A 25,226-nucleotide genomic window follows, 5' to 3' on the forward strand; every position below is an offset into this window, starting at 1 on the left:
CCAGGGGAGCTGAGCCTGATGGAGCTGTTGGACCAGACCGCGGTGATCACCGGTGGGACGGCGGGCATCGGACTGGAATCCGCGCGACTGCTGGCAAGCGAAGGTGCCAGGGTCATCATCGCCGGGCGCGACCGGGTCAAGGGCGATGAAGCGGTCGACGCCATAGGTCAGAATGCGCGGTTCGTCCAGACCGACATGGCAGACGCCGAGTCGGTGAATTCGCTTGTGCGGCAGTGCGGCGAGGTCGACATCATCGTCAACAACGCCGGGAGCTTCCCGTCCTCGTTGACCGTCGATCAGGACATCACGGTGTTCGAGACGACGTTCAACACCAATGTCCGGGGCGCCTATTTCCTGGTTGCCGGCCTGATCCCGCAAATGTTGCAGCGCGGTCGCGGCAGCATCGTCAACGTCACCACCATGGCCGCGTTCAAGGGAATCCCCGGCGCGTCGGGCTACAGCGCCTCCAAGGCCGCGCTGGAATCGCTCACCCGCACCTGGGCCGCCGAGTTCGGGGCGGCCGGGGTGCGGGTGAACAGCGTGGCACCCGGTCCCACCCGCACGCTCGGAGTCGCCGCCGCATGGGGCGAGGTCAACGAAGAGCTCGGGCGATCGTTGCCGCTCGGCCGTACCGCGTTCGCGTCCGAGATCGCCGAGGCCGTGCTATTCCTCAGCTCCCCTCGAGCCAGCTTCATCACCGGCTCGACCCTGCATGTCGACGGAGGTGGCGCGGCGGTCTGACACGGGCCGACAATTCTTTGTCAATTCTCGGTCAGTGGTTGCGTTCTGGCTAACTCCCTAGCACGGTATAACTCGCCGGGCACACTTCGACCGACGACAAGGAGCAACGATGCCGCTGCTACCCACCAGTGGGGTTGGGACCGACGGGGCGCGGCTTACCAGGCGCGGCTTCATGGCCGCCGGCATCGCGGGTGGACTGACACTGGCGGCCTGCGGCCACTCCAAATCCCAGGACCTGAGTCCCGCGGCCAAGATGGCGGCCGCGATCGCAGCCGCCGAAGCGGCGCGGCCGCACAGCGGCCGCACGGTGAACGTCAGCCTGACACCGCAGCTGACGCAGATCGATTTGGGTGGACCGGTGGTGCGGACGCTGGCCTTCGGCGACACCATTCCGGGACCGCTGATCCGGGCCAGGGCCGGTGACGAGCTCGTGGTCAAGGTCTCGAACAAACTCAACCATCCGACGTCGGTGCACTGGCACGGTATCGCGTTGCGCAACAACATGGATGGCGCGGAACCGGCCACCCCGAACATCGAAGCCGGCCAGGAATTCACCTATCAGTTCTCCGCGCCGAACTCGGGCACCTACTGGGCCCACCCGCACACCGGCCTCGACGAAGACACCGGCCTGTACCTGCCGGTGATCATCGATGACCCCACCGAGGGCAACTACGACGTCGAATGGGTTGTGGTCCTTGATGACTGGACCGACGGGGCAGGAAAGAGCCCGCAACAGCTCTACGAGGAACTCACCAATCCGAACAAGCCGAGTATGTCCAACATGCCTGCCATGCCCGAGACGACCTCGTCATCGCCGACCACAACCTCCACGACATCGACCAGCTCGACCAGTCCCACGACATCGACCAGCCCGACCAGCCCGACGACATCGACCAGCCCGACGAGCCCGGCTACGTCGGCGCCCGCCATGCCGAATGCCAGGGTCGGAAACAGCGACCTGCTCGGCGGCGACGCCGGAGACATCGCCTATCCCCACTATTTGATCAACGGCCGAATTCCCGCCGCTCCCACCACCTTCAATGCGAAGCCGGGACAGCGGATCCGGATCCGTTTCATCAACACCGGCTCCGACACCACGTTCCGGGTCGCGCTGGCCGGCCATCCCATGACGGTCACCCACACCGATGGTTACGCCGTCGTGCCCCGGCAGGTCGACGCCCTGCTCATCGGGATGGCCGAACGGTACGACGTCATCGTGACCGCCGCCGACGGAGTCTTCCCACTGGTCGCGATGGCGGAGGGCAAAGGGGCGCTGGCGCGTGCGCTGCTGTCCACCGGAAGGGGCAGCCCGCCCGACCCGCAGTTCCAGCCCGCTGAACTCACCCGACGCGTGGGCACCATCGAGATGTTCACCGCCGCAACGCCGGTCATGTTGGGCCGTCCCGAGCCGGGCCTCAACATTCCGGTCGTCCTGGGCGGCAACATGGTCCAGTACGACTGGATGATCAACGGCGAGCCCTACAGCAGGACCAATCCGCTACACGTTGCGCAGGGGCAGCGGCCCACCATCACATTCGACAACCCGACGATGATGTATCACCCGATCCACCTGCACGGGCACACATTCCAGCTGATCAACCCCGACGGGTCACTCGGCGCGCGCAAGGACACGGTGATGGTGCTGCCCAAGCAGAAGATCATGGCGGTCCTGGTCGCCGATAACCCCGGCGTGTGGCAGTTGCATTGCCACAACACCTACCACCAGGTCGCCGGGATGATGACCCGGCTGGAATACGTCTTCTAAGAAGCCTCGCCGAGGAATTCCAGCAGCACGTCGTTGACCGTCGACGGCTGCTCGATCTGTGGGCAATGGCCGGCGTTGTCGACCACCAGCGAGCGGGCGCCGTCGATCTGCTTGGCGATCTCGGCGGCCCAGCCCGGCGGCAGCAGCTTGTCGTTGCCGCCCTCGACGACCAGCGTCGGCACGCCGATGCGTTCGTAGGCTCGCGCGGTCGACGGGGTGGAGGGCCGCGACGAACCGGGGCGGCGGAATCGGGCCGCGGCCACCGCCTCCCACGCCCCGGGCGCGATGCTCGACTCGTAGCGGCGGCCCACGTATGCCTCGTCGGCCGGGTAGCCGGGGTCGTGGAACAGGGCTTCGACGATGCGGCGCATGGCCGGCAGGCTCGCGTCGTACTCCTGGAGCGCCTCAAAGTGCTTGTTCTGCTGGATCTCTCCACCGCCGCAGATGATCGCCAGGCTCCGGACCGGCAACCGCGCCGCTTCCGACGTGGTGTCGTTGAGCAGGTTGATGGCACCCATGGAGTTGCCGGCGAAATGCGCCGAGTCGATGCCGAGGACCTCGCAGAAGCGGGCCACATGCCGGATCCGCATGCCCCGGCCGTCGACGAAGTCGATCACCTTGGCCGAATTTCCGTAACCCAGCATGTCCGGGGCCAGCACCCGGTAGTGCGCGGCCAGCGCGGAAATGTTGCGTTCCCAGCCGAGTTCGGCGCTGGCGCCGAACTCTCCGCCGTGCAGCAGCACCACCGGATCGCCTTCGCCGGCCTCGAGGTAGCCGGTGGCCAGGCCGTCCACCAGCATCGTCTTGCGCGCAAAGCCCGTCATTTGATCGCGATCGGATTGACCGGAGAGCCAACGGCGCCAACGACTCTCAGCGGCGGCGCGATGAGCTGGAACTCGTAGACACCGTCGGCGGCGCAGTCCTGCGCCAGCGCGGTGAGATCCCAGTATTCGCCGAAGATCATCCCCATGTCGCGCAGGCAGAGCAGGTGCAGGGGGAAGGTGATGCCGTCGACCCCGGACACGAGGTCTTCGACCTGAAGGTTGTCCGCGGCCACGGCGGCGACCTCGTGATCATGCAGCCACTGGGCACATCGCCAGTCCAGCCCGGAATAGCCTTCGGTCTTGTTCCCGGTCATCGAAAACCTTGTCCACCAACCGGTCCGGATCAGCACGATGTCGCCTCGTCCGATCGTCACGCCCTGAGCGCGAACCACGTCGTCGAGTTCTTCGGGTGAGATCGGGTTTCCGGCTTCGAGGAACACCTCCGCCCCGCGATGGCGGACCAAGTCCAGCAGCACGCCGCGGGAGGTGATGCCCTTGACGTCGACCTTGTCGATCCCGCAGTGGTAGGCGCCCAAACTGGTCACCGAGTCCGCCGGGAAGCCGTTGTACAGGTGGTCGTCGTAGTAGACGTGGGACAGCGCATCCCACTGGCTGGCCGCCTGCAGCGGCATGATGATGATGTCGTCGTTGAAGCGGAACGGGTTGTCGGCCGTCATGTAGCCGCTGAGCTGCTGGGCCACCGGGTTACTCGGCCAGCCCGGCCCGTACCTGGCCAGCGTGTTCACATCGCCGCCGTCGACGGTCATGATGTGCACCGGGTTGTGCCGAAACTCGAAGGCGCCCTGCGGGCCGGAGGCGCCGAAGTCGACGCCAAGCGGAAACACCTTGCCGTGCTTGACCAGGCCCGCGGCCTGCGCGACCGTGTCCGCGGTGATGAAGTTCAGCGTGCCGAGCTCGTCGGAGTCCCCCCAGCGTCCCCAGTTGGAGACGTCCTTCGCGACCCGCCGGAAATCAGTCAAGTCGGCCACGAGGCTCCTTCCTCGAGTTCATGCGCGATCGCGGCGCCCACGTTTCCACCGTCGACCCAGATGATCTGTCCGGTGATGTAGCTGGCCGCACCACTATTCAAGAAGAGCAGCACCGCGGCCTGCTCGGCGGGGTCCGAAACGCGCCCCAGCGGCTTGGGGATGTCGTCCAGGAAGCCCTGCCCGTAGGCCGTGCGCAGCTGATCGAGAATGGGCGTCTCGGTGACGCCGGGACCGGAGCAGTTGATCCGAATACCCTTGGCGCCCAGCGGTGTAGCGCTGCGCATCGTGTAGAAGATGATCGCCTCTTTGGACAGCTGGTAACCGTTGCCGAGCACGTCGGGATTCGCGTGGCACCAGTCGATGCCCGCTTGCATCGTCGGGGTGTTCAGCAGTGGCGCCACCGCCGCCGCATGTTCCCGATAGCCGGCGGCCGCCAACGAGGACACGCTGACGATCGACGACCCCGCGGCCATCTGGGGCACCAGCGCCTCGGTGAGGTGGCGGGTGCCCAGGAAGTTGATCGTGGCGACCAGCGACGGGTTGCCGATCCCGGAGGAGACACCGGCGACGTTGAACAGCGCGTCGACCCGCCCGCCGACGGCCGCTACCGCAGCGTCGATGGCCTGCGGGTCGGCGAGGTCGATCTCGTGAAACTCGTTGACCTCGAATGCCGGTCGACGCTGGTCCAGCCCGATGACCTCGGCCCCGAGTTCGGTGAGCTGGCGCACCACGTGTTCGCCGATGCCCGACGCACATCCGGTCACCACCGCTCGGCGGCCTTGATAGCCAAGGTATCGCCACAACCCGTCGATGTCTGCCAAGGCCGTCTACTTCTTGTTCTGTTCTTCCTTTGCGCGCTGCGCCGCCTGGACCCGGCCCTCGTTGATCTCGGCCATGGCCTCGGGGATCTCGCTGGCGGTGAACTTACCGCCCCGGCCGGTGGGCAGGCCGCCGAAGGAGTAGTTCTCGTCGAATGTCGGTGCGGTCGACTTGGGCCGGCGCGCCTCGACCTTCTCGATGACCGGTTCTAGCCGTTTGGCCTTCTCGGCCACCGCCTTCTTGTCGCGCTCGATGAACTCGGGCAGCACCTCTTTGCCCATCAGCTCGATGGACTCCATGGTGCCCTCGTGGCTGCGCGGATTGAGCAGCAGGATGATCTCGTCGACGCCGCTTTCTTCGTAGCCGCGCAGGAACTCGCGTACGGTGGCCGGCGACCCGATCGCGCCGCGGCCGGGCCCGTAGGCCAGCGTCGGATCCTTTTCGACCTCTTCGAGGTAGCGGTTCCACACCCCGGTCCGGCCGGGAGTGTGCACGCCGGTCATGTAGTAGTGCATGATGCCGAACGAGAAGAATCCGCCGCCCTGCCCGAGTCGCTCCAAGGCCTGCTCGTCGGTCTTGGCGACCATCATCGACAGGTCACCGCCGATGGCCAGGATGTTCGGGTTGATCTGCGGCGTGACCGGCACGCCGTTCTCCTCGAACTCCTTGTAGTAGCCGTTGACCCGCTCGGTCAGCGGCCCGGGACCGGTGTAGGCGAAACTCAAAGCCCCGATGGCCTTTTGGGCGGCCATCTGCACGCTGGCCGGCCGGGTGCACGCGACCCAGACGGGGGGATGTGGCTTCTGCAGTGGCTTGGGCACCACGTTGCGCGCCGGCATCTGGACGTGCTCGCCCTGGAACCCGGAGAACGGTTCCTCGATCATGCAGCGGATCGAGACCTCGAGCGCCTCTTCCCACTGCGCGCGCTTGTCGGCGGGATCGATGTTGAATCCGCCCAGCTCACCGACGGAGGAGGATTCGCCGGTGCCGAACTCGACGCGCCCGTTGGACAACAGGTCCAGGGTGGCAATGCGTTCGGCCACCCGCGCGGGGTGATTCACCACGGGCGGCATGTGCATGATGCCGAACCCGAGCCGGATGTTCTTGGTCCGCTGGCTCGCCGCGGCCAGGAAGATCTCCGGCGCGGTGGAGTGACAGTACTCCTCGAGGAAGTGGTGCTCGGTCAGCCAGACGGTGGAGAACCCCGCCTTGTCGGCGGCCTCCACCTCGTCCAGGCAGTCCTGCATCATGATGTGTTCGTCATCGGGCGCCCACGGACGAGGTAGAGCGAACTCGTAGAACAGTGAAATTTTCATTGTTACCTCCTTAAGAGACTAGGCCTGGCTGGCAAGGTGTTTCGCGGCGACGAAGCCGAAGGTCATGGCGGGGCCGATGGTCGCCCCGGCGCCCGCATAGCTGCGGCCCATCACCGGCGCGGAGGTGTTACCCACCGCGTACAGCCCGGACACGATGGTGCCGTCGGGCCGCAGCACTCGGGCGTATTCGTCGGTCAGCAGACCACCCGAGGTCCCGAGGTCGCCGAGCACGATGCGGAACGCGTAGTAGGGCGGGTCGCCCAACGGATACAGATTGGGGTTGGGCAGGGTCGGATCGCCGTAGTAGTTGTCGTAGACGCTGTCCCCTCGGTTGAAATCGTCGTCGTGACCCCTGCACGCGAGCTCGTTGAAACGCGCTGCGGTGGCGCGAAGTTCGGCTGCCGGGACACCGATTTTGGTCGCCATCTCGTCCCAGCTGGTCGCCGCCTTGACGACGCCGGACTCCAGCCAGGCCTTCGGGATCTTGCGCCCGGTGGGTACCGGAGCGCCGGGGATCTTCGGTAGCGGCAGGTGGCCGCCGACGACGTAGCGCTTCCACGAGCGATGGTCGGTGATCAACCAGCACGGGATGTGGGTGACCCCGGATTTCTGGCCGTCGATCATGGCGTGGCCGAAGTCCATGTACGGCGCCGCTTCGTTGATGAACCGCTTGCCCTCGCCGTTGACGATGAACTGCGACGGCATCATCCGTTCGTTGAGCATGAATTGCATTCGGCCGTCCGGCCATTGGATCGCCGGGAACCACCAGGCCTCGTCCAGCAGATCGGTCGCCGCGCCCACCTTTTCACCGGCGCGGATGCCGTCGCCCATCGCGACGGGGTTGCCGAAGCTCCAGTCCTGGTCTACAACGGGCAGCTGCTCCTTGCGCCAGGCGAGGTCGTGATCGAAGCCCCCGGAAGCCAGGATGACGCCCCGGCGGGCACCGATGCGTTGCTTGGCGCCGTCCCGTTCGAGCACCGCTCCGCTCACCGATCCGTCGGCGTCGGTGAGCAACTCGATCATCGGCGCGTCCAGCCACAGCGGAATACCGTTCTCCCGCATGGCCAGCCGCAGCCGGGCCACCAGCGACTGGCCGATCGCGGCCATCCGCTCGTTGAAGGCTCGCGCCTTGAACATCCGCCAGACCAGCTTGAGCAGCACGCCCTTGCCGGCCCACGACTGCCTGATTCGGTAGAAGGTGCGAAGGTCTTTGGGGCCCAGCCAGATTCCCCGGGGAGCAAGCGCCAGTGGCTTGAGCATCAGCTGCTCGTCGGCACCCAGCTTCCGCAGATCGATGGCCGGCACGTTGATGGTGCTACCGAGTTCGGAGCCGCCGGGCAACTCCGGGTAGTAGTCGGCATAGCCGGGCTTCCAGACGAATTCGAACCAGCTGGAGAGCCCTTCGAGGAACTCCAGCATTTTCGGCGCCGACTCGACGTACTGGCGGATGCGCGCCTCGCTGACCAGGCCCTCGGTGATCCTGAGTAGGTATTCGACCACGCCTTCGGGATCCGGGGAGTAGCCCTCGCGCCGTTGTGCGGGCGCACCGGGAACCCAGATGCCGCCGCCGGACAACGCGGTGGAACCGCCGAAATAGGAAGCTTTTTCGACCACCAGCGCATCGAGGCCGCAGGCATGCGCGGTCAGAGCGGCGGCCATGCCGCCACCGCCGGAGCCGACGATCAATACGTCGACGACGTGATCGAAGCCGTTCGTATCCGTCATGCCGGCATCGCCGTCCTGATCGCGAACCCGGCGATCAGCTCTTCGGCCGGCTTGTAGTAGCGCAGCGCCGTCTCGTAGCGGCCCGCGGTCTCCAGTGCGGCGAAAGCCGCTATCCAGGTGCGGACTTCGTGCGCGGAGCTGCCACCCTCGTAAAGCACGAACGCGTTCGACCAGAGGTTGAACTCGTCGAGCCGGCCGGCGTCGATGATCTCCAGGAAGCGGTGGTCCCACGCCGGATTCAGCGGTTGCAGATCACTCTCGCCGCCGGCGAAGACCTTGGCCGCCTCGATGACGGCGGCCTGCCTGGCTTGCCGTTGCTCTGGTGTCATCGGCCGGCCCTGCACGATGCGCTCCCGGACCGCTTCGGGCGCGGTCGCCAGCGTCGGCACCGGCGGACTGTGCGAGAGTCCACCGGACCCGATCACCAAGACTCGCTTGTCCACGGTGGCCAGATAGTTGCCGACGGCAGCGCCCAGTGCGCGGCACCGGTGCAGCGGTCCCAGCGGCACCGCGACCGCATTGACGAAAATCGGTATGACCGAACGCGACAACGCGTCCCCGAACAGCTTCTCCAGCGGCTGGACGGTGCCGTGATCGACGTCCATGCTGGCCGATACCGCCACGTCGACGCCCGCGTCGAGAACGGCCTCGGCGCACTGCGAGGCCAGCTCGGTCGGGACGTCGAGCGGACCGGCATGCGTTCCGTAATCGCCAACCCCGGTGGCGTTCAAGCCGATACAGAACGACGGCATCGTCTTGTAGAAGAAACCGTTGTAGTGGTCCGGCGAAAAGATGACGACAAGCTCGGGATCGTAATCGCGGACGAATTCGGCAGCCTGCGCGATGGCGCCTTCGATGTCCTCAAGCAGGTCCCGCGACGGCCCCGGAAGATTCAGGAGCGGGCTGTGGGACATACAGCACAGAGCCATTGCCACTGTCGACATCACCCCCTCCCGGGATGAGCGTCAGGGCATCGAGCAGCGACGCGCTGAGTTCGGGAGAGAGCTGGGCGATGCAGGCACCCGCGATGCACCGATCGGGACGCAGGAACACCACCGATTCGGGGTGCACGTCGAACCAGGCCTTGAGGCCTCCGGTGCGATCGCCCACGACGACGACATCCGGGTCGTCGTGCCCGGTCCAGTGCAGCTGAGTCTGCGGCCGCAGCGCAACAAAGCGGGCGCCCAATGCCTTCCACTTCGCAAACGCCTCGTCGCCGAGAATCTTGCGCGGGTTGTTGTTCCAGCACAGCACCGCGAACCACGGGCCCAGCACGTCGTCCAGCAGGACGTCTTGCCGAGTCCGGGTGTCGACCCGGGGCTGGATGAACAGCGTGCCGGCCGGCGATTCACCGCGGTGCGACGCCGAATGCACAACGGCCCCATGCTCGTAGCGCGGCATCGGCTTGAAGCGCATCTCGAGCACATAACGCTTGAGCGTGGGCACGATTGACGCCGACCGCACCAGCAGGTCGCGCGCGGTGGCGACGCGACGGTTGGTCGGCGAGATGACCCGGCCCACCATCGTGGACAGGTCGATCATGGCCCGCGCGTGCTTGCGTCGTTCCATGTCGTAGGTGTCCAGCAATTTGTCGTCGGCCAGGCCGTTGACCACCGCGGCCAGTTTCCAGCCCAGGTTCGCCGCGTCCCGGATTCCGCTGTTGTAGCCCTGCCCCTGCCACACCGGCATCAGGTGCGCGGCGTCGCCGGCCAGCAACAGCCGGCCGCTGCGGAACGCCTCGGCGATTCGCGAATGGTGGGTGTACACGCGGCGCCGGATCACGTCGACGCGGTCGGGTTGCGGCACCATGCGGGCCAGCATCTGCTGCAGGAACGCCGGGTCCTCGGCCTGCTCGTCGGTCTCGTCGGCGTGAATCATGAACTCGAAGCGGCGAATTCCGTGCGCGATCGAAATCGACGCATACGGACGTTCGGGGTCGGCACCCACCTCACTGTTGGGGTGACCCAGCGGGTCGTTGGCGATGTCGACCACCAGCCACCGCGTCGACGACGTCGTCCCGTCGAACGACACCCCCATCACCCGGCGGGTCATACTGCGACCGCCGTCGCAGCCCACGACGTAGCGGGCGCGCACCGTCGAGCTCTCGCCGTCGCCGCCGAGTTCGACCGTGACCCCGTCGGCGGTTTCCGCGCAGGCCGTCATCGGCCGGCTCCAGCGCACCTCGACACAGTCGAATCTGTCCAGGCCGGCCAGCAGTTCGGCGTCGACGAGCGGCTGGACGAATCCGTTGCGCTTCGGCCAACCGAAACGCGCGTCGGGCGGCGCCATTTCGGCGAGCACCCGGCGATTGCCGTCGAAGAAACGCAGGATCTGGTTCGGCACCGTGTGCGGCAGGACGCGATCGACCAGCCCGATCGACTGGAAGGTGCGCAACGACTCGTCGTCCAGGCCGACTCCGCGGGGGTAGTCGATGAGCGTGTCCCGCTCGTCGACCAGCAGCGTGCGGACACCTTGGGCGCCAAGGATATTGGCCAGCGTCAAGCCGACCGGACCCGCGCCGACGATGACGACGTCGACATCTGGTTTCTGGTGCCCATCTGTTGCCATCAGCGTCCCAGCAGGAAGTCGAGATGCAACTGGTTGAAGGTCTTGGCGTCCTCGTACTGCGGCCAGTGACCACAACCGGGCATCACCTCGAAGCGCGCGCCCGGGATCATCGATGCCATCCGGCGTCCCTCGGTGACGTCGGCGGTGGGGTCGTCACTGGTCCACAGCACCAGTGTCGGCGCGACGATCGACCCGTATTCGGCCGGGCCGAGAATGTTGCGCGCGCGAATCTCGGGGTCCTGCAACGCCATGATGTCGCTCATGGCCGAGACGAATCCCGGTTGCCGGTACACCCGTTGGCGGCTGGCGACCAGGTCGTCGTAATCCTTGGACTTGTCGGCCATCAGCCATTTGATGCGGGCTTGCACCGTCTCCCAGGTCGGATTCTCCGCGGCCGCCATGGACAGCGTGATGATCCGTTTCATCACCACCGGATCGGCCTGGGAGCCGCCGGCGGTGTTGAGGACAAGTCGCTCAACCACATCCGGATGGTCGACCGCGGTGCGGGCGGCCACCCAGCCGCCGAGCGATTCGCCGCTGATGCAGGCGCGGTTCACACCGATGGTGCGCAACACGGCCATCAGGTGCTCGACGTAATGGCTGACCTCCAGCGGGTGGCCCGGCTTGTCGGTGTACCCGTGCCCCAGCATGTCGATCGACCAGGTCCAGAAATGTTCGGCGTGCGCACCCAGATTGCGCACGTAAGCCTCGGCGTGGCCGCCGGATCCGTGCAGCAGCATCAACACCGGCTTGCCGGGATCGCCGGCGCGCAAGTAGCGGGTCCGGACTCCGCCGGCGTTGAGATAGCCCTGCTCAAACGCGACCCCCTGCAGGTCACTCCAGATGCTCTCGAACTCGGCCACGGTTCCTCTCTGCCTACTACTGGTGGAAATCTGGTTCTCGTTTTAGACTTACCATGTGTGCGAATATCGCACACTAACGTGCGTTATATAATAGAGCTTCGCTCTCGCGTGGAGGTATGTCAAGGCTGTGACGGGTTCGGGTACCGGCTCGCAGACGCTGGCCAGGGGGATCACCGCGCTGCAATTGGTGGCGGATTCCCCGGCCGGACTGACCGTCCAGCAGCTCGCCGACCAGATCGGGGTGCACCGGACCATCGCCTACCGCCTGCTGTCGACACTGGCCCAATTTCGGTTGGTGGCCAAGGGAGAAGACGGGCGCTACCGGCCGGCCGCCGGCCTCGCGGTGCTCGGCGCCTCGTTCGACCGCAATGTGCGCCAGCTGAGCCTACCGACGCTGCGTGCCCTGGCCGACGAGCTGGGCACCACGGTGTCGTTGCTCGTCGCCGAGGGCGATCAGCAGGTGGCGGTCGCGGTGATCGTGCCGAGCCACGTCGCCTACCAACTGTCCTTCCACGAGGGCAGCCGGTATCCGCTCGATCGCGGGGCCGCCGGAATCGCCTTGCTCGCAAGCCTGCCCCCGCGCCCGGGCGAACGGGATCTGGTGTCCCGAGCGCGCGAGCGTGGCTGGGTGACGACCTACGGCGAGATCGAACCGAACACCTACGGCCTGGCCGTGGCCGTCGACCGCCCGGCACCGTCCCCCCCGACTTGCATCAACCTCATCTCCCACCGGGAAGACGTCGTGATGCGCGGCCGGGAGGCGGTCGTCAAAGCCGCCAAGCAGTTGTCCGAGCTGCTGAGCTGAAGGGATTGCAGTTGATGTCTTGGGACTCCGAAGTCGATGTCGTCGTGCTCGGCACCGGCGGGGCCGGGCTGACCGCCGCACTGTCGGCGGTGGCCGCCGGCGCCTCCGTCGCGGTGTTCGAGAAGGCCCCGACCGTCGGCGGGACCACCGCGGTCTCGGGTGGCGTCGTGTGGATCCCCGCCCATAACCGTTCTCCCGAAGGCGAATTGACGGAAACCGACGCGCTGCGCTACCTGCGCGCACAGTCCTTCGGCACGATGGACGACGCGCTGGTCGAGACGTTCGTGCGGACCGGCCCGAGGATGCTGGAATTCGTCGAGGGTCACAGCGCCCTGCGCTTCGAAATCGCCGCCGGTTTCCCCGATTACCGCCCGGAGCTGCCGGGCGGGCAGCCCAAGGGGGGCCGGTCGCTGAGTGCGGGCCCCTTCGACCTGAACCAGATCGGCGAGTGGGGCAACCGGATCACGTCGTTTCCCGCCGACTGGTCCAACGTCGGTATCGATGCCGAAACCCGGGCGCGCCTGCACGTCACGGTCGAGGAGGGTAGCGATCTGTGCGTCGCCGGCACCGCGCTGATCGCGGGGCTGCTCAAGGGCCTACTCGACGCCGGGGTCACACCGCACACCAATGCCCGCGCCGAGGAACTCATCGCCGCGGGTGGCGAGATCACCGGCGTCCGAATTGCCTTGGACGGCAAGCGGATCAACGTGCGCGCGCGTCGCGGTGTGGTCCTGGGTGTCGGCGGCTTCGAATGGGATCCGGGCTTGGTGCAGGCATTCCTGCGCGGCCCGATGCACGGCGCGGTCTCGCCGCCTAACAACACCGGCGACGGGCTGCGCATGGCAATGGCACACGGCGCGGATCTAGCCAACATGGGCGAAGCGTGGTGGGTCCCGATCGTGCAAATCCCCGGCGACACCATCGAAGGCAAACAGCGCTCCCGCAGCGTGCGACTGGAGCGGACTCGGCCGCGAAGCATCATCGTCAACCAGGCCGGGCACCGCTTCGTCAACGAGGCATGCGATTACAACTCGATGGCCGGCGCGTTCCACTACCTGGATCCGCGCGGCGGGTACGTCAACGATCGCGGTTGGATAGTGTTCGATTCGGTTCACTTGCAGCGCTACGGATTTCTCGGCGTCGCACCGGGCGAGCCGGTCCCGGACTGGTTCTGCGAGTCCGCGGATCTGAACGAGCTGGGCGCCAAGACCGGTATCGACGCCGAGGGTCTGATCCGCACGATCGACGAGTGGAACCGCCACGTCGCCGAGGACGCCGATCCCGACTTCGGCCGCGGTTCCAGTGCCTACGACGGCTATTGGGGCGACGACAGTGCCACCACCGCCGCGGGGAAGACGCTCGGCCCGATCGACACCGCGCCCTACTACGCGGTGCCGGTATCCATCGGCGCGATGGGTACCAAGGGCGGGCCGCGCACCGACCATGACGGCCGGGTGCTGCACGTCAACGGGGAACCGATCCCGGGCCTGTTTGCCGCCGGCAACGCGATGGCCGGGGCGACCGGACGGGCCTACGGTGGTGCCGGCGGAACCATCGGCCCGGCAATGGTTTTCGGCTACCGCGCGGGCTACGCCGCCGCCACCGGGAAGTCCGTCGACCTGCAGTAGGCCCGGTCTTGGCCGCGACACTTAAACCTTGGCGGCGACACGCCGAATAAGCCCGCCGCAGTTCAAGTTTCGCGCCGGTTCACGACTTGAGCGGCACTTCCACGCAGATGTGGGTGCCTACCGGGGTGTCGAGGAAGACGAACACGCCCCGGGCCGCGTCGATCCGGGCCCGGTGCGACGCCAGTCCGATGTGGCCCTCCCCCAGTCGGCGTGCCATCGTCTCGGTGTTGAAGCCCACCCCGTCGTCGACCACATGCAGGACACATCGGTTGTCGGTGACCCCGAGCGTGATCGAGGCGCGCCGGGCTTGCGAGTGCTGCACCACGTTCGAGACCAATTCGCGCACCACGCCGAAGACTATCGGGTCGATCTCATTGCGGTCGGGGTAGTCGATGTCGGTGGAGATCTCGATGCCCGAACGGTCCGCGGCATCGGAGGCCAACTGATGCACCGCGGCACCCAGACCGACCTGCTCGAGCACGGCCGGATGCAGCTCGAATGTCGCCTGCCGCAGGCTTTGTGACGCGGCTTGCAGACCGGCCAGCGCGCGCTCGACGCGCTCGTCGCCGGGCAGCATGGTTTCCAGCTCGACGAGTTCCTGCCGGACCGCGAGGATGTCCTGCAGCGGTCCGTCGTGAATGGCTTCCGAGATGCGGCGCTGCAGCACGTCCTGTGCGGTCATCGTCTGGGCGAGCAATTCCTCGCGCAGCACGCTCAGGCCGGCCACCGAACGGGTGTGCCGCTCCGCGATGCGCACGGCCGTATACGCTGTGGCGCACAGGAACCCGTACAGCGCGAAGCGGAAAGTGGCCTCGAAGATCCCGATCGAGCGCAGCATCTCCGGGTCCTGCAGCACCGCGATCGCGAACCCCGCCATGGAGAAGATCAGCACCACCGCGGCGCGCCGCGACGAGACGTCGAGGCCCAGCAGGATGGGCAGCATCGTCATGATCAGCAGCGGATAGACGCCGTCGGTGGACAGCAGCTGGAAGACCGTCAGCGCGATGACGTCGATGACCGTGAACGCGACCGGTTCCAGCCGGCCCAGCGCAACCCATTGGTGGAACGGAGAGAACGCCAGCGCCACGGCGCACAGTGCGACGAACGAGTAGGCGACGATCAATATGCCCTGCCGCGGCCACTCGAACCGGGCCGTGCCGATGATCATGGCAGCGACCATGAGCCCCACCACGCCGATCCGTACCACCGACGCGATTCGATACGACCGCAGCTGGTGGATCCTGCGTACCCGACGCAACTCTGCGTCGCTGGTATCCGCCACCCGAACACAGTACTCATCTGTGCCGGCCCCTCCGAGGCTAAGTGGCAGAACCCGCATCAGATTCTCCGTGGCGACAATCTGCGCTGGTGCGGCAAACGGCTACACTGACCGCCATGGCCGGCGCAGCAATGCCCGAGAAGGTCCGCGTCGTCGTCGGCGACGATCACCCGCTGTTCCGCGAAGGGGTTGTGCGAGCACTCGCGCTCAGCGGCGAGGTGAACGTCGTCGGCGAGGCTGACGACGGCACGCAGGCATTGGAACTGATCAAGGAGCACCGTCCCGACGTCGCGTTGCTCGACTTCCGGATGCCCGGCATGGATGGCGCCCAGGTGGCCGCGGCGGTGCGAAGCAACGAATTGCCCACCCGCGTGCTGCTGCTGTCGGCCCACGACGAGGCGGCCATCGTGTATCAGGCGCTGCAGCAGGGCGCGGCCGGCTTTTTGCTCAAGGACTCGACGCGCACCGAGATCGTCAAAGCCGTGCTCGATTGCGCGAGCGGAAACGACGTGGTGGCGCCGTCGCTGGCCGGCGGCCTGGCCGCCCAGATTCGGCAGCGAGCCGAACCGTCGGCTCCGGTCCTGTCCGCCCGGGAACGCGAGGTACTCAATCGAATTGCCCGCGGTCAAAGCATCCCCGCGATCGCCGGCGAGTTGTTCGTAGCGCCGTCCACGGTCAAGACGCATGTGCAGCGGCTATACGAGAAGCTCGGGGTCAGCGATCGCGCGGCCGCCGTCGCCGAGGCTATGCGCCAAGGTCTGCTCAACTAGCGGCCGGCCAGACTTCCGGCTCCCGAATCGGCTCCGGCTGCTCTTCGGCCAGCATCGCCTTCGCCTGAGCTTCGGCCTCGGCGACCAGGTGGCGAGCCCGCCGCTCCAGCTCGTAGAGGTGGCCGGCGTTGATGCCCGCGCCGATCAGGCGCTGCCGTTCGATAACCAGCGGGTCCATCGAGGCGACACCGTTGCTGCGCTGGGTCCTCGCCTGAACGAGAACGGGGCCTTCGCCCGCGCCCGCGCGTCGCACCGCCTCGGCGACCGAGTCACGAACCGCCTCAACGTCGTTGCCGTCGACCGAGAGCACCGGGATTCCGTGGCATTCGGCCGCGTAGGCGTCTTGACTTGCGTTCTCGACGACGAACACCACCGGAAGCTGCCAGGACACCGCGATGTGGGCGGCCTCGGCAAAGTCCGCGGACTTCACGTCGCGAGTTTCCATGGCGCACACCGTGACCCTGCCGTCGTCGACCAGTTGCTTGCCGTAGGCGTGTCCCACGGCCAGCAGCGGTGACTGCTGCAAAGCGCTTGAGAAAGCCGACAATCCACGAACCGACGCCACGAACGGGGCTTCGGCCTCGCCGTCCGGGCCGAACTCGGGCTCGATCAAAGCGGCGATGGCCGGACCCAGTGGCAGCGCGCAAGCGATCTGCTGAGCGTGCTGCAGATGGATGATGCCGGTGGTCATGAGGTCACCCGGGCGAAGGGCCGCCGCGGTGCCGATGGCCACCGCCTCTTGGCCGAACGCGGCCTGGACGGGCTGGTTGAGACGACCGTCGATGCGCAACTCCTCCACCGCCATGTCGAGCAGGCGCAAGACCCACATTTGGCGGTACAGCTCCAGCTGGTCACGCAACTGTGCCGCGGAGAGTTCGGGTGTGCGAGTCATGTCCGGGGGTCTCCTAACTCGTCGTGGATACAAGAGTTAAGTTAGGCCGGTTTAGCTGGGCGAAACTCCGCCGATCGGGCCCGAAAACAGATGAACGCCCCGTCCCCCGATCGGGGGACAAGCGAAGCTCAGTCCCGGTCCTGACCTGCGCGTAGCAGCAGTTGCGCGGCGGCCGAATAGGGGTCGTCGTGTCCGTCGACGACCGCTAGGGCAAGCGCGTCGAGATCCGTCTGGGCCCGCAGCTGGCTTTGCGCCAGGGAAAGGATCTGGGCGCGGGCGCGCGCCACCCGACGCTCACGGCTGTCCGTGCGGTGATGGTCGTCGATGGCGGTGACGAGGTCGGCAACGCCCTCACCCCGAGCGGCGATGAGGCTGACGATCGGGGCCTTGGTCTCGGCGCGCAGATCTCGCACGGTCTGTTCGGCGCCCTCGCGGTCGGCCTTGTTGACCGCGACGATGTCGGCGACTTCGAGCACGCCGGCCTTGGCGGCCTGGACGGCGTCGCCGGCCCCCGGGTTGAGGATGACGATGGTGGGGTCGGCGACGGCGGCGATCTCGATCTCCGACTGCCCCACCCCGACGGTTTCCAGCAGCACCACGTCGTAACCGATCGCGCCCAGCAGACGGATGGCCGCCGGAACCGCGGCGGCCAGTCCCCCTAGATGTCCGCGGCTTGCCACCGAGCGGATCAGCACGTCAGAGTCGTTGATATGGGCGGCCATTCGAATGCGATCGCCCAGTAGCGCGCCGCCGCTGAACGGCGACGACGGGTCCACGGCCAGCACTGCCACCCGGCAGCCGCGCTCGCGGTAGGCGCCGACGAGGGCCGCGACCGTCGTCGACTTACCCGCCCCGGGCGGACCGGTGATGCCGACGACACGCACCGATAGAGCGCTCGCCGGGCCGACGGCGGCCAGCACCTCGTCCCGCTGTTCGCTCTCGACCAAGCTGAGCAGCCGACCAGCCGCGCGCTGAGATCCGTTGCGCGCTCCGGTGATTAGGTCGGCGATGGTCATGAGCACATTATGGAGCCGGTACCTCGATGACCGTCGCGGAACCCATGCCGCCGCCGGCGCACATGGCGGCGACACCGATTCCGCCACCGCGCCGGCGCAGTTCGTGCACCAGCGTGACGAGCATCCGGGCTCCGGTTGCCGCCACCGGATGCCCCAGCCCGCAGCCGCTGCCGCTGACGTTCACCTTGTCCGGGTCGAGCTCGAGCATCTTGACGGTCGCCACGCACATCGCCGCGAACGCCTCGTTGATTTCGAACAGGTCCACATCGGAAATCGAAAGACCGCCACGGGCAAGGGCTTTCGGGATGGCATCGACGGGTGCCAGCCCGGTGATCGCCGGGTCGACACCGACCGAGGCCCAGGACCGCACGGTGGCTAGCGCGGGTATTCCCAGCCGATCGCTGGCGATGACCAACGCCGCGGCACCGTCGTTGGCGCCGCACGCGTTGCCGGCCGTGATCGAGAAGCCCTCGATCTCGGGATGCAGCGGCTTGAGCCCGGCCAGCTTCTCCATCGTGGTGTCGCGACGCGGGTGCTCGTCGACCGAGAACAGCCCGTGCGGCGTCTCGATCGGGACGATCTCCTCCTTGAAGCGGCCTTCGTCGATCGCGGCGATCGCGTTGCGGTGCGACCGCAGCGCCCAGGCGTCCATCTCCTCGCGGCTCACGCCCGCCTTGACCGCGGCGTTCCAGCCCACGGTGATCGACATGTCCATGTTCGGTGCGTCGGGGCGGTCCGGGTGGGTCGGCGGGAACCAGTCCACCCATTCGCCGTCCACCTGGATGCGGGAACGCGGCGAGGTCGACGCCGCGTTCACACCGCCGGCGATGATCAGCTCGTCCATCCCGGCGCGCACGCTTGCCGCCGCGCTCTGCACCGCCGCCTGCCCGGCCGCGCAATGCCGGTTGTTGGCCAGCCCGGGCACGTGCGACAGCCCGGCCGTGATGGCCGCGTGGCGGGCGACCACGCCGCCGCCATAGAGCCCCTCGCCCAGGATCACATCGTCGACCTGCGCCGGATCCAGATCCGTCGCCGCCTCCGAGACGACGTGGTGTGCGAGCTCGAACGCGGTGGTGTCGCGCAGCGTCCCCTTGCGGGCGGTGCCGATGGGGGTGCGCAGGGCGGACACGATGACAGCTTCAGGCACGGGTTTCTCCGTTTCGGTGATGAGAACACTATTCTCTCAGTTGGAGAGTCCGAGTTGCAACAACGTTCAGCGCGCGAGAGTCCCGCTACCGGCGTTGTTACTCCTCGGGCAACGTGTCGCCGGTTGCACTTTCGCGGCAATAACGAAAGATGGGCAGCGATGAGTCAGTCGGAGGGGACCGTCGCGGTTCCGGGTGGAAATGTGTGGTTCAAGCGGGTCGGCGGGGGGCCGGGTCTTCCGCTGCTGGCCGTTCACGGCGGCCCCGGCTTACCGCACAACTATCTGCTTTCGCTGCAACGCCTGGCCGATGAACGCGAGGTCATCTTCTGGGATCAGCTTGGCTGCGGAAATTCCGAATGCCCGTCGGACACCACCCTGTGGACGATGCAACGCTCGGTCGCCGAAATGGATGCCGTCATCGGTGCGCTCGGCCTGCAACGCTTCCATGTGTTCGGCAATTCATGGGGCGGCATGCTGGCGCAGCAGTACCTGCTCGACGTCCCGTCTCCCGCGGCCAGCCTGACGATTTCGAACAGCATCGCGTCCATCCCCGCGTTCTCGGAGATGGTGGCCCGGCTCAAGCGCGACCTGGACCCGGCTACACAATCCGCCATCGACCGCCACGAAGCAGCCGGCACGACGCACTCGCCCGAATACCAGGATGCGATCCGCACCTGGAACGAGACGTATCTGTGCCGTGTGCACCCGTGGCCGCCGGAACTTCAGGAAGCGTTCATCCGCATGGGGGCCGAGGTCTTCGAAACCATGTTCGGGCCCAGCGACTTTCGCATCGTCGGCAACATCAGCAACTGGGATGTACACGACCGGCTGACCGAACTCGACCTGCCGACCCTCGTGGTCGCGGGCAGATATGACGAATGCGACCACGAACATATGTGGGCCATGCACCGGCGCATCAAGGACTCCCGCTTCGAGTTGTTCGAGTCGAGTTCACATATGCCGTTCATCGAAGAACCAGACCGGTTCGACGAGGTGATGCGGGACTTTCTGCGGCACCACGACTTTTAACGCGGGTTCGAGAGCCGTTGCCGCTGGTGGACGCGGAACGTGACCGACACCACACCCGCGACACGCCGTAAGACGTTGCCGCGTCGGCCGCTTCGGGTACGGGTCACTAGACCATCAACTTCTCACGAAGGGGGCTGCGTTATGAGTGACCGCGACAATGGACTCGTGGAAGGCATCAGGGGCGTCATCGAAGACGCCATCGGAAAGACCAAGGAAATCGTTGGCATCCTGATCAGCCACGAAGGTCTGCGCAAGGAAGGCCGCGCCCAGCAGGACAAGGCCAAGGCGCAGCGCGACGTGGCCAAGAAAGAGGCCCAGGCCGAGGCCGCCCGTGGGGCGGAGAAGACGGCCGAAGCCCGCGAAAAGGCCGCGGCCAAGAGCTAATTACGCCCGTCGGAGAACTGAGTCGCAGCCCGCGGCTCAGTTTTTCGCGGCGTTGAACTTGGCGACGTTGGCCCGGAAATCCTCGGTCAAGAACGACTGGCTCTCGGCCGAGAGGGCATAGTCCAGGCTGGCCAGCACCGCGCGCTCCAGATGGATGTTGAGCACCCGCTTGGTGCTCTCGACCGCCTGCTGCGGAAGCTCCAAGATCTTTTTGGCACAAGCGATTGCCTCCGCAACCGGGTCGGCGGCCACGTGGTTGGCCAACCCGAGTTCGACGGCGCGCTGCGCCTTGATGCGAGTGCCGGTCAGCGCATACTCCTTGGCCAGTAGCAGGCTGATGTGCAGCGGCCAGGTCAGCGGCCCGCCATCGGCGGCGACCAGACCCACCTGCACGTGCGGGTCGGCGAGGTAGGCGTCCTCGGCGATGTAGACGAGGTCGCTCAGCGCGACCAGGCTGCAGCCCAGGCCGACGGCGGGCCCATTTACCGCCGCTACCACGGGAATTCGGCACCGCGCCATGCCCAGGACGATCTCGCGTCCGTCGCGGATGGTCTTGGCCCGCAGCTGGGCGTCGTTGGAGAGTTCTTCGAGGTACCCGAAATCACCGCCGGCGGAGAAGGCCCGGCCGGCACCGGTGATCACCGCGGCCCGGGCGTCCGGGTCATCGGTCAGCCGCTGCCATATCCGGGCCAGCCCGGAGTGCAGGTCGTCGTTGACCGAGTTCAGCGAATCCGGCCGGTTCAGCGTGATGATCCGCAGCGGACCGTCGGCGCGGACGTCGATTTCAGCAGGCATGTCGTACACGTCAGACTCCCAATCCCAAGATGCGCGAAGCGATGATGTTTTTCTGTATCTGTGATGTCCCGCCCATGACGCTTTGCGCGCGGCTGTACAGGTAGGCACTGAGCAGATCCGGATCGCGGGTCCCGGCGACCGCCAGCGCGGCGTGTCCCACGGATTGTTCGACCCAGGTCATCAACAACTTGTCCAGCGAGCCTTCCGACCCGTGCGACACCCCGTCCAGCTGTTCGGACAACCGCCGCCGCACGTGATGCGTCAGCATGTCCGACTGAACCGCGGCCCAGGCCAGCTCTTCAGGAACCGGGCCTTCGCGATCATCCCAGTGCGCCAACAGTTGTCGGACAAGCTTGCCATATCGCGCGGCGTAGCCGAGGGTGGAGGGCTCGCGCTCGTGCCCGACGACGGTCATCGCGACGGCCCAGCCGTCCCCGGGCGCACCGACCATCCGGTCCGCCGGCACCGTGGCGCCGTCGAAGAACACCTGACCGAACTCGTTGGTGACACCGTTCATCATCTGCAGCGGACGTTGTTGCACGCCAGGCTGTTTCATCGCGATCACGAAAGCCGACAGGCCCCGGTGCCGCTTCGCGTCGGGATCGGTGCGCGCCAGCAGCAGGCACCAGTCGGCCACGTCGGAGTAGCTGGTCCAGATCTTGTGCCCGTGGATGACGTAGTTGTCGCCGTCGCGGGTCGCGGTGGTGGTCAGCGACGCCAGGTCCGAACCCGCGCCCGGTTCGCTGAAGCCCTGGCACCAGCGCTCGGTGCCGTTGATGATGCCGGGCAGGAAGCGCTTCCGCACCTCGTCACTGGCGTGTTCACCGATGCCGTACACCAGGTACCCGACGCTGGGGCGCGGCGGGGCGCCGGCGCGAACCAGCTCCTCGTCGACGATGACGTCGTACACCGGCGCCAAATCTTGCCCGCCCCAATCGCGCGGCCAGGACAGGCCGAAGAAGCCGTTCTCGTACAGGGCGCGATGCCAGTCGGCCATCCGCGCCCAATACTCGTCGCCCGAGCCGGAGAACTCCTTGGCGTGCTTTGAAAGCCAGGTGCGCAGCCGCTCACGGAAGGCCGCCTCTTCGGGTGAGTCACGAAAGTCCAAGATCGATCTCCTTCAACGTGACAGGCCACAGCTCTGTCGATGTCAGGGCGCGGCGCAGGTAGACATGCGCGATGCACTCCCAGGTATTGCCGATACCGCCGTGAACCTGAACCGTGGTCTCGCACACGGTTCTGCTGGCACGCGCGCAGTAGACCTTCGCGATCTGGGCGGCCCGAATGGCTTGTGCCGGCTCGAGTTCGTCTACTCCCCACGCGGCGTGCCGCAGCACGCTGACCGAACCCTCAATCAGGGCAAGGCTTTCGGCGAGCAGATGCGCGATGGCCTGATACGAGCCGATCTGTTTGCCGTACTGCTCGCGAATCTTCGCGTAGTCGCAGGCGACGGCCTGCGCGCCGCGGGCGATTCCGACCAGGTCCGCCGACGTGGCGACCAGCGCGAGCGCGTACCACCGTGCCCCGGCGTCGCCCTCCAGCTCGCCGAGCGTCTCGGCCGAGCCCGCCAATTCGGCTTCGGCCCTGGTCAAGTCGGCACCCGCACACACATCGCCGAGGTTTATGGCCTGGACCGTGTTGCCGGTCAGCGACAACGCTTTTCGGGCACCTCGCGCGTCGATCGCGCGATCGTCGACGGCCACCGTCGCCTCGGCGACGTCGGCCCCGACGCGGTGCGCCAGGTCGTCGGCCAGCACCGGCCCGAGGAACGGGGTGTCCACCAGCCGGCGACCGAATTCCTCGGCGACAATCGCGACTTCCACCCCGGACGCTCCGTCGGAACGCAGCGATCGCCAACCCGTCGCCGCAATCTGCTTGTCCAGCCTGGCGATTCGGCTGTCGTCGGCGAGGTCGGCAACCACGGCCGGCCCGAGGTCATCGGCCAGCTTCGCGGCGGCATCACGCAACTGTTGCTGTTCAGCTGTCAGACGTACATCCATAGCGCTCCTTCAGCACTCGGCGCAGCACCTTGCCCGACGGCAGGCGAGGAATATCGGGTACGAACACGACCCGGCTCAGATGTTTGTAGGACGCCAGCTTCTCATCCACCCGGGCGGTGAGGTCGGCGGCGTCGACGGGTGCGCGCGTGGCGACCGCGGCCACGACGGCCTCGCCATTGATGCCGTCCGGAATGCCAAACACCGCACAGTCTTTGACCGCGGGGTGGCCATGCAACACCGTCTCGATTTCGGCCGGCGCGACCTGAAATCCGCGCACTTTGATCATTTCTTTGAGGCGGTCGGTGATCCGAAGCCACCGATCGGCGTCGACCCAGCCGACGTCCCCGGTGCGATACCAGCCGTCGCGCACCGCCTCGCCGGTCGCCGCGGCCGGCAGGTAACCGGCCATCAGCGAGGTCGACCTCGCCTGAATCTCACCGACCTCGCCGGCGCCGACCGGCTGGCCGGTCTCCAGCGAGACCACCCGCAGCTGCACTCCTGACACCGGTTGGCCGACGGTGTCGAGCCGGGCGCCGTCGAGCGGATTGCAGGCGATGACGGGCAGTTCCGTGGTGCCATAGGCCGGAACCCATCCGATGCCGGTGCGCCGTGTCACGGTCTCGGCCACGCTGGTGCTGACCGGCGTGGCGCCCCACATGATGAAGCGCAGGGACGACAGATCGTACGACTCGAGCGCCGGGTGCGAAGCGATGGCCAGGGCAATCGGCGCGACCGCCATTTCGATTGTGATGCGGTCGGATTCGATGTGGTGCAGCATCGTGTCGATGTCGAAGCGGCGGTGCAGTCGCACCCAGGCGCCGCTACGCAGCGCGGTGACGATGTTGAGCAGACCCAGGATATGCGACGGGGGCGTGGCGACCTGGATCCGGTCCCGGCGCGTGAGTCGCAGCGCGTCGCGCCAGTGCCGCACGGCGTCGAGCAATCCTTGGTGGGTGTGCCGGACCGCCTTCGGTAAGCCGGTGGTACCCGAACTGAACACCAGCACCGCGTCGGCGCGCGGCGGCCACGACAGCGACATCGGGTCCCCGGCGGCGACCGGTTCGTCCAGGTGCAGCATCGGCATCATCCCGGCCAGCACCGGGTGATCCCCCACCGCATAGGTGGGGTTGGTCAGCGCCAGCGCGTGGTCGACCTCGTCGTGCTTCCACGCGGGGCTGAACAACGCCGCCGTGGCACCCAGCCGCCAGATCCCCAGCAGGGCGGCGACGAACTCCGGCCGATTCGACGACATGACCGCAACCCGCTGGCCCGCGGTCACGCCACGCTTGCCCAGGGCCGCGGCCAGACTGTTGGCCATCGTGTCGAGCTGAGGCAGGCTGAACTGCCGTTCCTCAAACACGAGCGCGGCCGGCTCGGTCACGTCCTGTCCTTCCCCGCAGGCCAGGCTGACCCGACATCGGCGCAGTAGAGAAGATGCTATCGGTTAGTGAGAATAGTATTCTCTATACTGAAGAACGCAAGTACGGGCGGGGCGGCCAACGGTGGAACCCGAAGCGTTCCGGCGCGCGGCGCTCACCGCGACGATCGAGGAGACTCCAAGGGTGGCAGATCCCACATCAAACGGTGCCGAGCCCGGCACGGTGACGATCTACCTGGAACGCAAGAAGGCGACGGTGCCGCTGGTTCCCGGCGAGACGCTCCTGGAAAGCGCGCGGCGGGCGGGCCTGGATCCGCCGTTCAACTGCGAGGCCGGCAACTGCGGCACGTGTATGGCCCGCCTCGAGAGCGGGCACGCGACGATGCGGATCAACGACGCTCTCGACGACGACGAGGTGGACGAAGGCTACATTTTGACGTGCCAGGGCGTGCCCGATTCGGATTCGATCACGGTGCGCTACGAATAGTCACGA

Annotated in this window: 24 protein-coding genes; 8 read left to right on the plus strand and 16 right to left on the minus strand. The window is 66.8% G+C overall.

Annotated features, from left to right (window positions below; genetic code table 11):
* The first annotated feature begins 18 nt into the window (after positions 1 to 18).
* A complete protein-coding gene (locus BN973_RS25790) occupies positions 19 to 741 on the plus strand; it encodes an SDR family NAD(P)-dependent oxidoreductase (protein WP_036471544.1) in 723 nt (240 codons plus the stop codon).
* Positions 742 to 850: 109 nt separating this feature from the next.
* Positions 851 to 2,506 (plus strand): multicopper oxidase family protein, encoded by a 1,656-nt coding sequence (locus tag BN973_RS25795; protein WP_036471545.1) that lies wholly within the window; start codon positions 851 to 853, stop codon positions 2,504 to 2,506.
* Here BN973_RS25795 and BN973_RS25800 read toward each other — a convergent pair.
* The 8 genes from BN973_RS25800 to BN973_RS25835 are packed head-to-tail and all read right to left on the minus strand — an operon-like array spanning position 2,503 to position 11,610.
* Complete coding sequence (locus BN973_RS25800) at positions 2,503 to 3,330, minus strand: alpha/beta fold hydrolase (RefSeq protein ID WP_036471546.1); 828 nt, start codon at positions 3,328 to 3,330, stop codon at positions 2,503 to 2,505. The two genes, BN973_RS25795 and BN973_RS25800, sit on opposite strands and share 4 nt — an antisense overlap.
* Complete coding sequence (locus BN973_RS25805; RefSeq protein ID WP_036471547.1) at positions 3,327 to 4,319, minus strand: cyclase family protein; 993 nt, start codon at positions 4,317 to 4,319, stop codon at positions 3,327 to 3,329. Before BN973_RS25805 ends, BN973_RS25800 begins: the two co-directional genes overlap by 4 nt.
* The gene (locus BN973_RS25810) at positions 4,307 to 5,140 is read right to left on the minus strand and encodes a coniferyl-alcohol dehydrogenase (RefSeq protein WP_036471549.1); all 834 of its coding nucleotides are present in this window, start codon (positions 5,138 to 5,140) and stop codon (positions 4,307 to 4,309) included. The genes BN973_RS25805 and BN973_RS25810 overlap by 13 nt, the downstream gene beginning before the upstream one ends.
* Before the next feature lie 6 nt (positions 5,141 to 5,146).
* Positions 5,147 to 6,454: an LLM class flavin-dependent oxidoreductase gene (locus tag BN973_RS25815; protein WP_036471551.1), complete on the minus strand. Its 1,308-nt coding sequence runs from the start codon at positions 6,452 to 6,454 to the stop codon at positions 5,147 to 5,149.
* Between the two features lie 18 nt (positions 6,455 to 6,472).
* The gene (locus BN973_RS25820; protein ID WP_036471552.1) at positions 6,473 to 8,179 is read right to left on the minus strand and encodes an FAD-binding protein; all 1,707 of its coding nucleotides are present in this window, start codon (positions 8,177 to 8,179) and stop codon (positions 6,473 to 6,475) included.
* Positions 8,176 to 9,093 (minus strand): 3-carboxyethylcatechol 2,3-dioxygenase, encoded by a 918-nt coding sequence (locus BN973_RS25825; protein WP_036471554.1) that lies wholly within the window; start codon positions 9,091 to 9,093, stop codon positions 8,176 to 8,178. Before BN973_RS25825 ends, BN973_RS25820 begins: the two co-directional genes overlap by 4 nt.
* Positions 9,041 to 10,747, minus strand: coding sequence for a bifunctional 3-(3-hydroxy-phenyl)propionate/3-hydroxycinnamic acid hydroxylase (locus tag BN973_RS25830; RefSeq protein ID WP_036471556.1), 1,707 nt, complete (start codon positions 10,745 to 10,747; stop codon positions 9,041 to 9,043). The genes BN973_RS25825 and BN973_RS25830 overlap by 53 nt, the downstream gene beginning before the upstream one ends.
* The gene (locus tag BN973_RS25835; protein ID WP_036471557.1) at positions 10,747 to 11,610 is read right to left on the minus strand and encodes an alpha/beta fold hydrolase; all 864 of its coding nucleotides are present in this window, start codon (positions 11,608 to 11,610) and stop codon (positions 10,747 to 10,749) included. The genes BN973_RS25830 and BN973_RS25835 overlap by 1 nt, the downstream gene beginning before the upstream one ends.
* A 127-nt stretch (positions 11,611 to 11,737) precedes the next feature.
* Here BN973_RS25835 and BN973_RS25840 point away from each other — a divergent pair, with 127 nt between their 5' ends.
* On the plus strand, positions 11,738 to 12,415 hold the full coding sequence (locus tag BN973_RS25840) for an IclR family transcriptional regulator (protein ID WP_036471559.1): 678 nt from the start codon (positions 11,738 to 11,740) through the stop codon (positions 12,413 to 12,415).
* A gap of 14 nt (positions 12,416 to 12,429) precedes the next feature.
* Complete coding sequence (locus BN973_RS25845; RefSeq protein WP_036471560.1) at positions 12,430 to 14,043, plus strand: FAD-dependent oxidoreductase; 1,614 nt, start codon at positions 12,430 to 12,432, stop codon at positions 14,041 to 14,043.
* A 79-nt stretch (positions 14,044 to 14,122) separates the two neighbouring features.
* On the opposite strand, the gene BN973_RS25850 is transcribed toward BN973_RS25845, so the two are convergent.
* Entirely contained in the window at positions 14,123 to 15,325 is a 1,203-nt protein-coding gene (locus BN973_RS25850; protein WP_036471561.1) for a sensor histidine kinase, read from the minus strand.
* 128 nt (positions 15,326 to 15,453) lie between these two features.
* On the opposite strand from BN973_RS25850, the gene BN973_RS25855 reads away from it, so the two are divergent.
* The gene (locus tag BN973_RS25855; protein WP_198049001.1) at positions 15,454 to 16,092 is read left to right on the plus strand and encodes a response regulator; all 639 of its coding nucleotides are present in this window, start codon (positions 15,454 to 15,456) and stop codon (positions 16,090 to 16,092) included.
* Here BN973_RS25855 and BN973_RS25860 read toward each other — a convergent pair.
* The 3 genes from BN973_RS25860 to BN973_RS25870 form a co-directional block, all read right to left on the minus strand.
* The gene (locus BN973_RS25860; RefSeq protein WP_036471563.1) at positions 16,085 to 16,984 is read right to left on the minus strand and encodes a thiamine pyrophosphate-dependent enzyme; all 900 of its coding nucleotides are present in this window, start codon (positions 16,982 to 16,984) and stop codon (positions 16,085 to 16,087) included. The genes BN973_RS25855 and BN973_RS25860 overlap by 8 nt on opposite strands.
* A gap of 128 nt (positions 16,985 to 17,112) precedes the next feature.
* Positions 17,113 to 18,000 carry a methylmalonyl Co-A mutase-associated GTPase MeaB gene (meaB, locus tag BN973_RS25865; RefSeq protein WP_036473081.1) on the minus strand — a complete coding sequence of 296 codons (888 nt, stop codon included), beginning with the start codon at positions 17,998 to 18,000 and terminating at the stop codon, positions 17,113 to 17,115.
* Positions 18,001 to 18,007: 7 nt separating this feature from the next.
* A complete protein-coding gene (locus BN973_RS25870) occupies positions 18,008 to 19,147 on the minus strand; it encodes a thiolase family protein (RefSeq protein ID WP_036471564.1) in 1,140 nt (379 codons plus the stop codon).
* Between the two features lie 159 nt (positions 19,148 to 19,306).
* Here BN973_RS25870 and BN973_RS25875 point away from each other — a divergent pair, with 159 nt between their 5' ends.
* Positions 19,307 to 20,176, plus strand: coding sequence for a proline iminopeptidase-family hydrolase (locus BN973_RS25875; RefSeq protein ID WP_036471566.1), 870 nt, complete (start codon positions 19,307 to 19,309; stop codon positions 20,174 to 20,176).
* A 141-nt stretch (positions 20,177 to 20,317) separates the two neighbouring features.
* Positions 20,318 to 20,560: a microaggregate-binding protein 1 gene (gene mbp1 / locus BN973_RS25880; protein WP_036471567.1), complete on the plus strand. Its 243-nt coding sequence runs from the start codon at positions 20,318 to 20,320 to the stop codon at positions 20,558 to 20,560.
* Between the two features lie 36 nt (positions 20,561 to 20,596).
* On the opposite strand, the gene BN973_RS25885 is transcribed toward mbp1, so the two are convergent.
* From BN973_RS25885 to BN973_RS25900, 4 genes are read right to left on the minus strand one after another with little or no spacing between them, the layout of a single operon-like run.
* Positions 20,597 to 21,364, minus strand: a complete 768-nt coding sequence (locus BN973_RS25885) for an enoyl-CoA hydratase/isomerase family protein (RefSeq protein ID WP_036471568.1) — start codon at positions 21,362 to 21,364, stop codon at positions 20,597 to 20,599.
* 1 nt (position 21,365) lies between these two features.
* The gene (locus tag BN973_RS25890) at positions 21,366 to 22,463 is read right to left on the minus strand and encodes an acyl-CoA dehydrogenase family protein (RefSeq protein ID WP_036471569.1); all 1,098 of its coding nucleotides are present in this window, start codon (positions 22,461 to 22,463) and stop codon (positions 21,366 to 21,368) included.
* On the minus strand, positions 22,450 to 23,355 hold the full coding sequence (locus BN973_RS25895) for an acyl-CoA dehydrogenase family protein (protein WP_036471570.1): 906 nt from the start codon (positions 23,353 to 23,355) through the stop codon (positions 22,450 to 22,452). Before BN973_RS25895 ends, BN973_RS25890 begins: the two co-directional genes overlap by 14 nt.
* On the minus strand, positions 23,333 to 24,736 hold the full coding sequence (locus BN973_RS25900) for a class I adenylate-forming enzyme family protein (protein WP_036471571.1): 1,404 nt from the start codon (positions 24,734 to 24,736) through the stop codon (positions 23,333 to 23,335). Before BN973_RS25900 ends, BN973_RS25895 begins: the two co-directional genes overlap by 23 nt.
* Positions 24,737 to 24,857: 121 nt before the next feature.
* Here BN973_RS25900 and BN973_RS25905 point away from each other — a divergent pair, with 121 nt between their 5' ends.
* Complete coding sequence (locus BN973_RS25905) at positions 24,858 to 25,220, plus strand: 2Fe-2S iron-sulfur cluster-binding protein (RefSeq protein ID WP_036471572.1); 363 nt, start codon at positions 24,858 to 24,860, stop codon at positions 25,218 to 25,220.
* Positions 25,221 to 25,226: the final 6 nt, after the last annotated feature.

This window comes from Mycobacterium triplex (genome assembly GCF_000689255.1).
Lineage (GTDB): Bacteria > Actinomycetota > Actinomycetes > Mycobacteriales > Mycobacteriaceae > Mycobacterium > Mycobacterium triplex.

Excerpts from the sequence above, each read along its gene's own strand:
- BN973_RS25815 (WP_036471551.1), bottom strand. The coding sequence starts at position 6,454 with ATGAAAATTTCACTGTTCTACGAGTTCGCTCTACCTCGTCCGTGGGCG.
- mbp1 (WP_036471567.1), top strand. The coding sequence starts at position 20,318 with ATGAGTGACCGCGACAATGGACTCGTGGAAGGCATCAGGGGCGTCATC.
- BN973_RS25825 (WP_036471554.1), bottom strand. The coding sequence starts at position 9,093 with ATGTCCCACAGCCCGCTCCTGAATCTTCCGGGGCCGTCGCGGGACCTG.
- BN973_RS25875 (WP_036471566.1), top strand. The coding sequence starts at position 19,307 with ATGAGTCAGTCGGAGGGGACCGTCGCGGTTCCGGGTGGAAATGTGTGG.
- BN973_RS25845 (WP_036471560.1), top strand. The coding sequence starts at position 12,430 with ATGTCTTGGGACTCCGAAGTCGATGTCGTCGTGCTCGGCACCGGCGGG.
- BN973_RS25820 (WP_036471552.1), bottom strand. The coding sequence starts at position 8,179 with ATGACGGATACGAACGGCTTCGATCACGTCGTCGACGTATTGATCGTC.
- BN973_RS25855 (WP_198049001.1), top strand. The coding sequence starts at position 15,454 with ATGCCCGAGAAGGTCCGCGTCGTCGTCGGCGACGATCACCCGCTGTTC.
- BN973_RS25795 (WP_036471545.1), top strand. The coding sequence starts at position 851 with ATGCCGCTGCTACCCACCAGTGGGGTTGGGACCGACGGGGCGCGGCTT.
- BN973_RS25800 (WP_036471546.1), bottom strand. The coding sequence starts at position 3,330 with ATGACGGGCTTTGCGCGCAAGACGATGCTGGTGGACGGCCTGGCCACC.
- BN973_RS25860 (WP_036471563.1), bottom strand. The coding sequence starts at position 16,984 with ATGACTCGCACACCCGAACTCTCCGCGGCACAGTTGCGTGACCAGCTG.
- BN973_RS25895 (WP_036471570.1), bottom strand. The coding sequence starts at position 23,355 with ATGGATGTACGTCTGACAGCTGAACAGCAACAGTTGCGTGATGCCGCC.
- BN973_RS25790 (WP_036471544.1), top strand. The coding sequence starts at position 19 with ATGGAGCTGTTGGACCAGACCGCGGTGATCACCGGTGGGACGGCGGGC.
- meaB (WP_036473081.1), bottom strand. The coding sequence starts at position 18,000 with ATGACCATCGCCGACCTAATCACCGGAGCGCGCAACGGATCTCAGCGC.
- BN973_RS25830 (WP_036471556.1), bottom strand. The coding sequence starts at position 10,747 with ATGGCAACAGATGGGCACCAGAAACCAGATGTCGACGTCGTCATCGTC.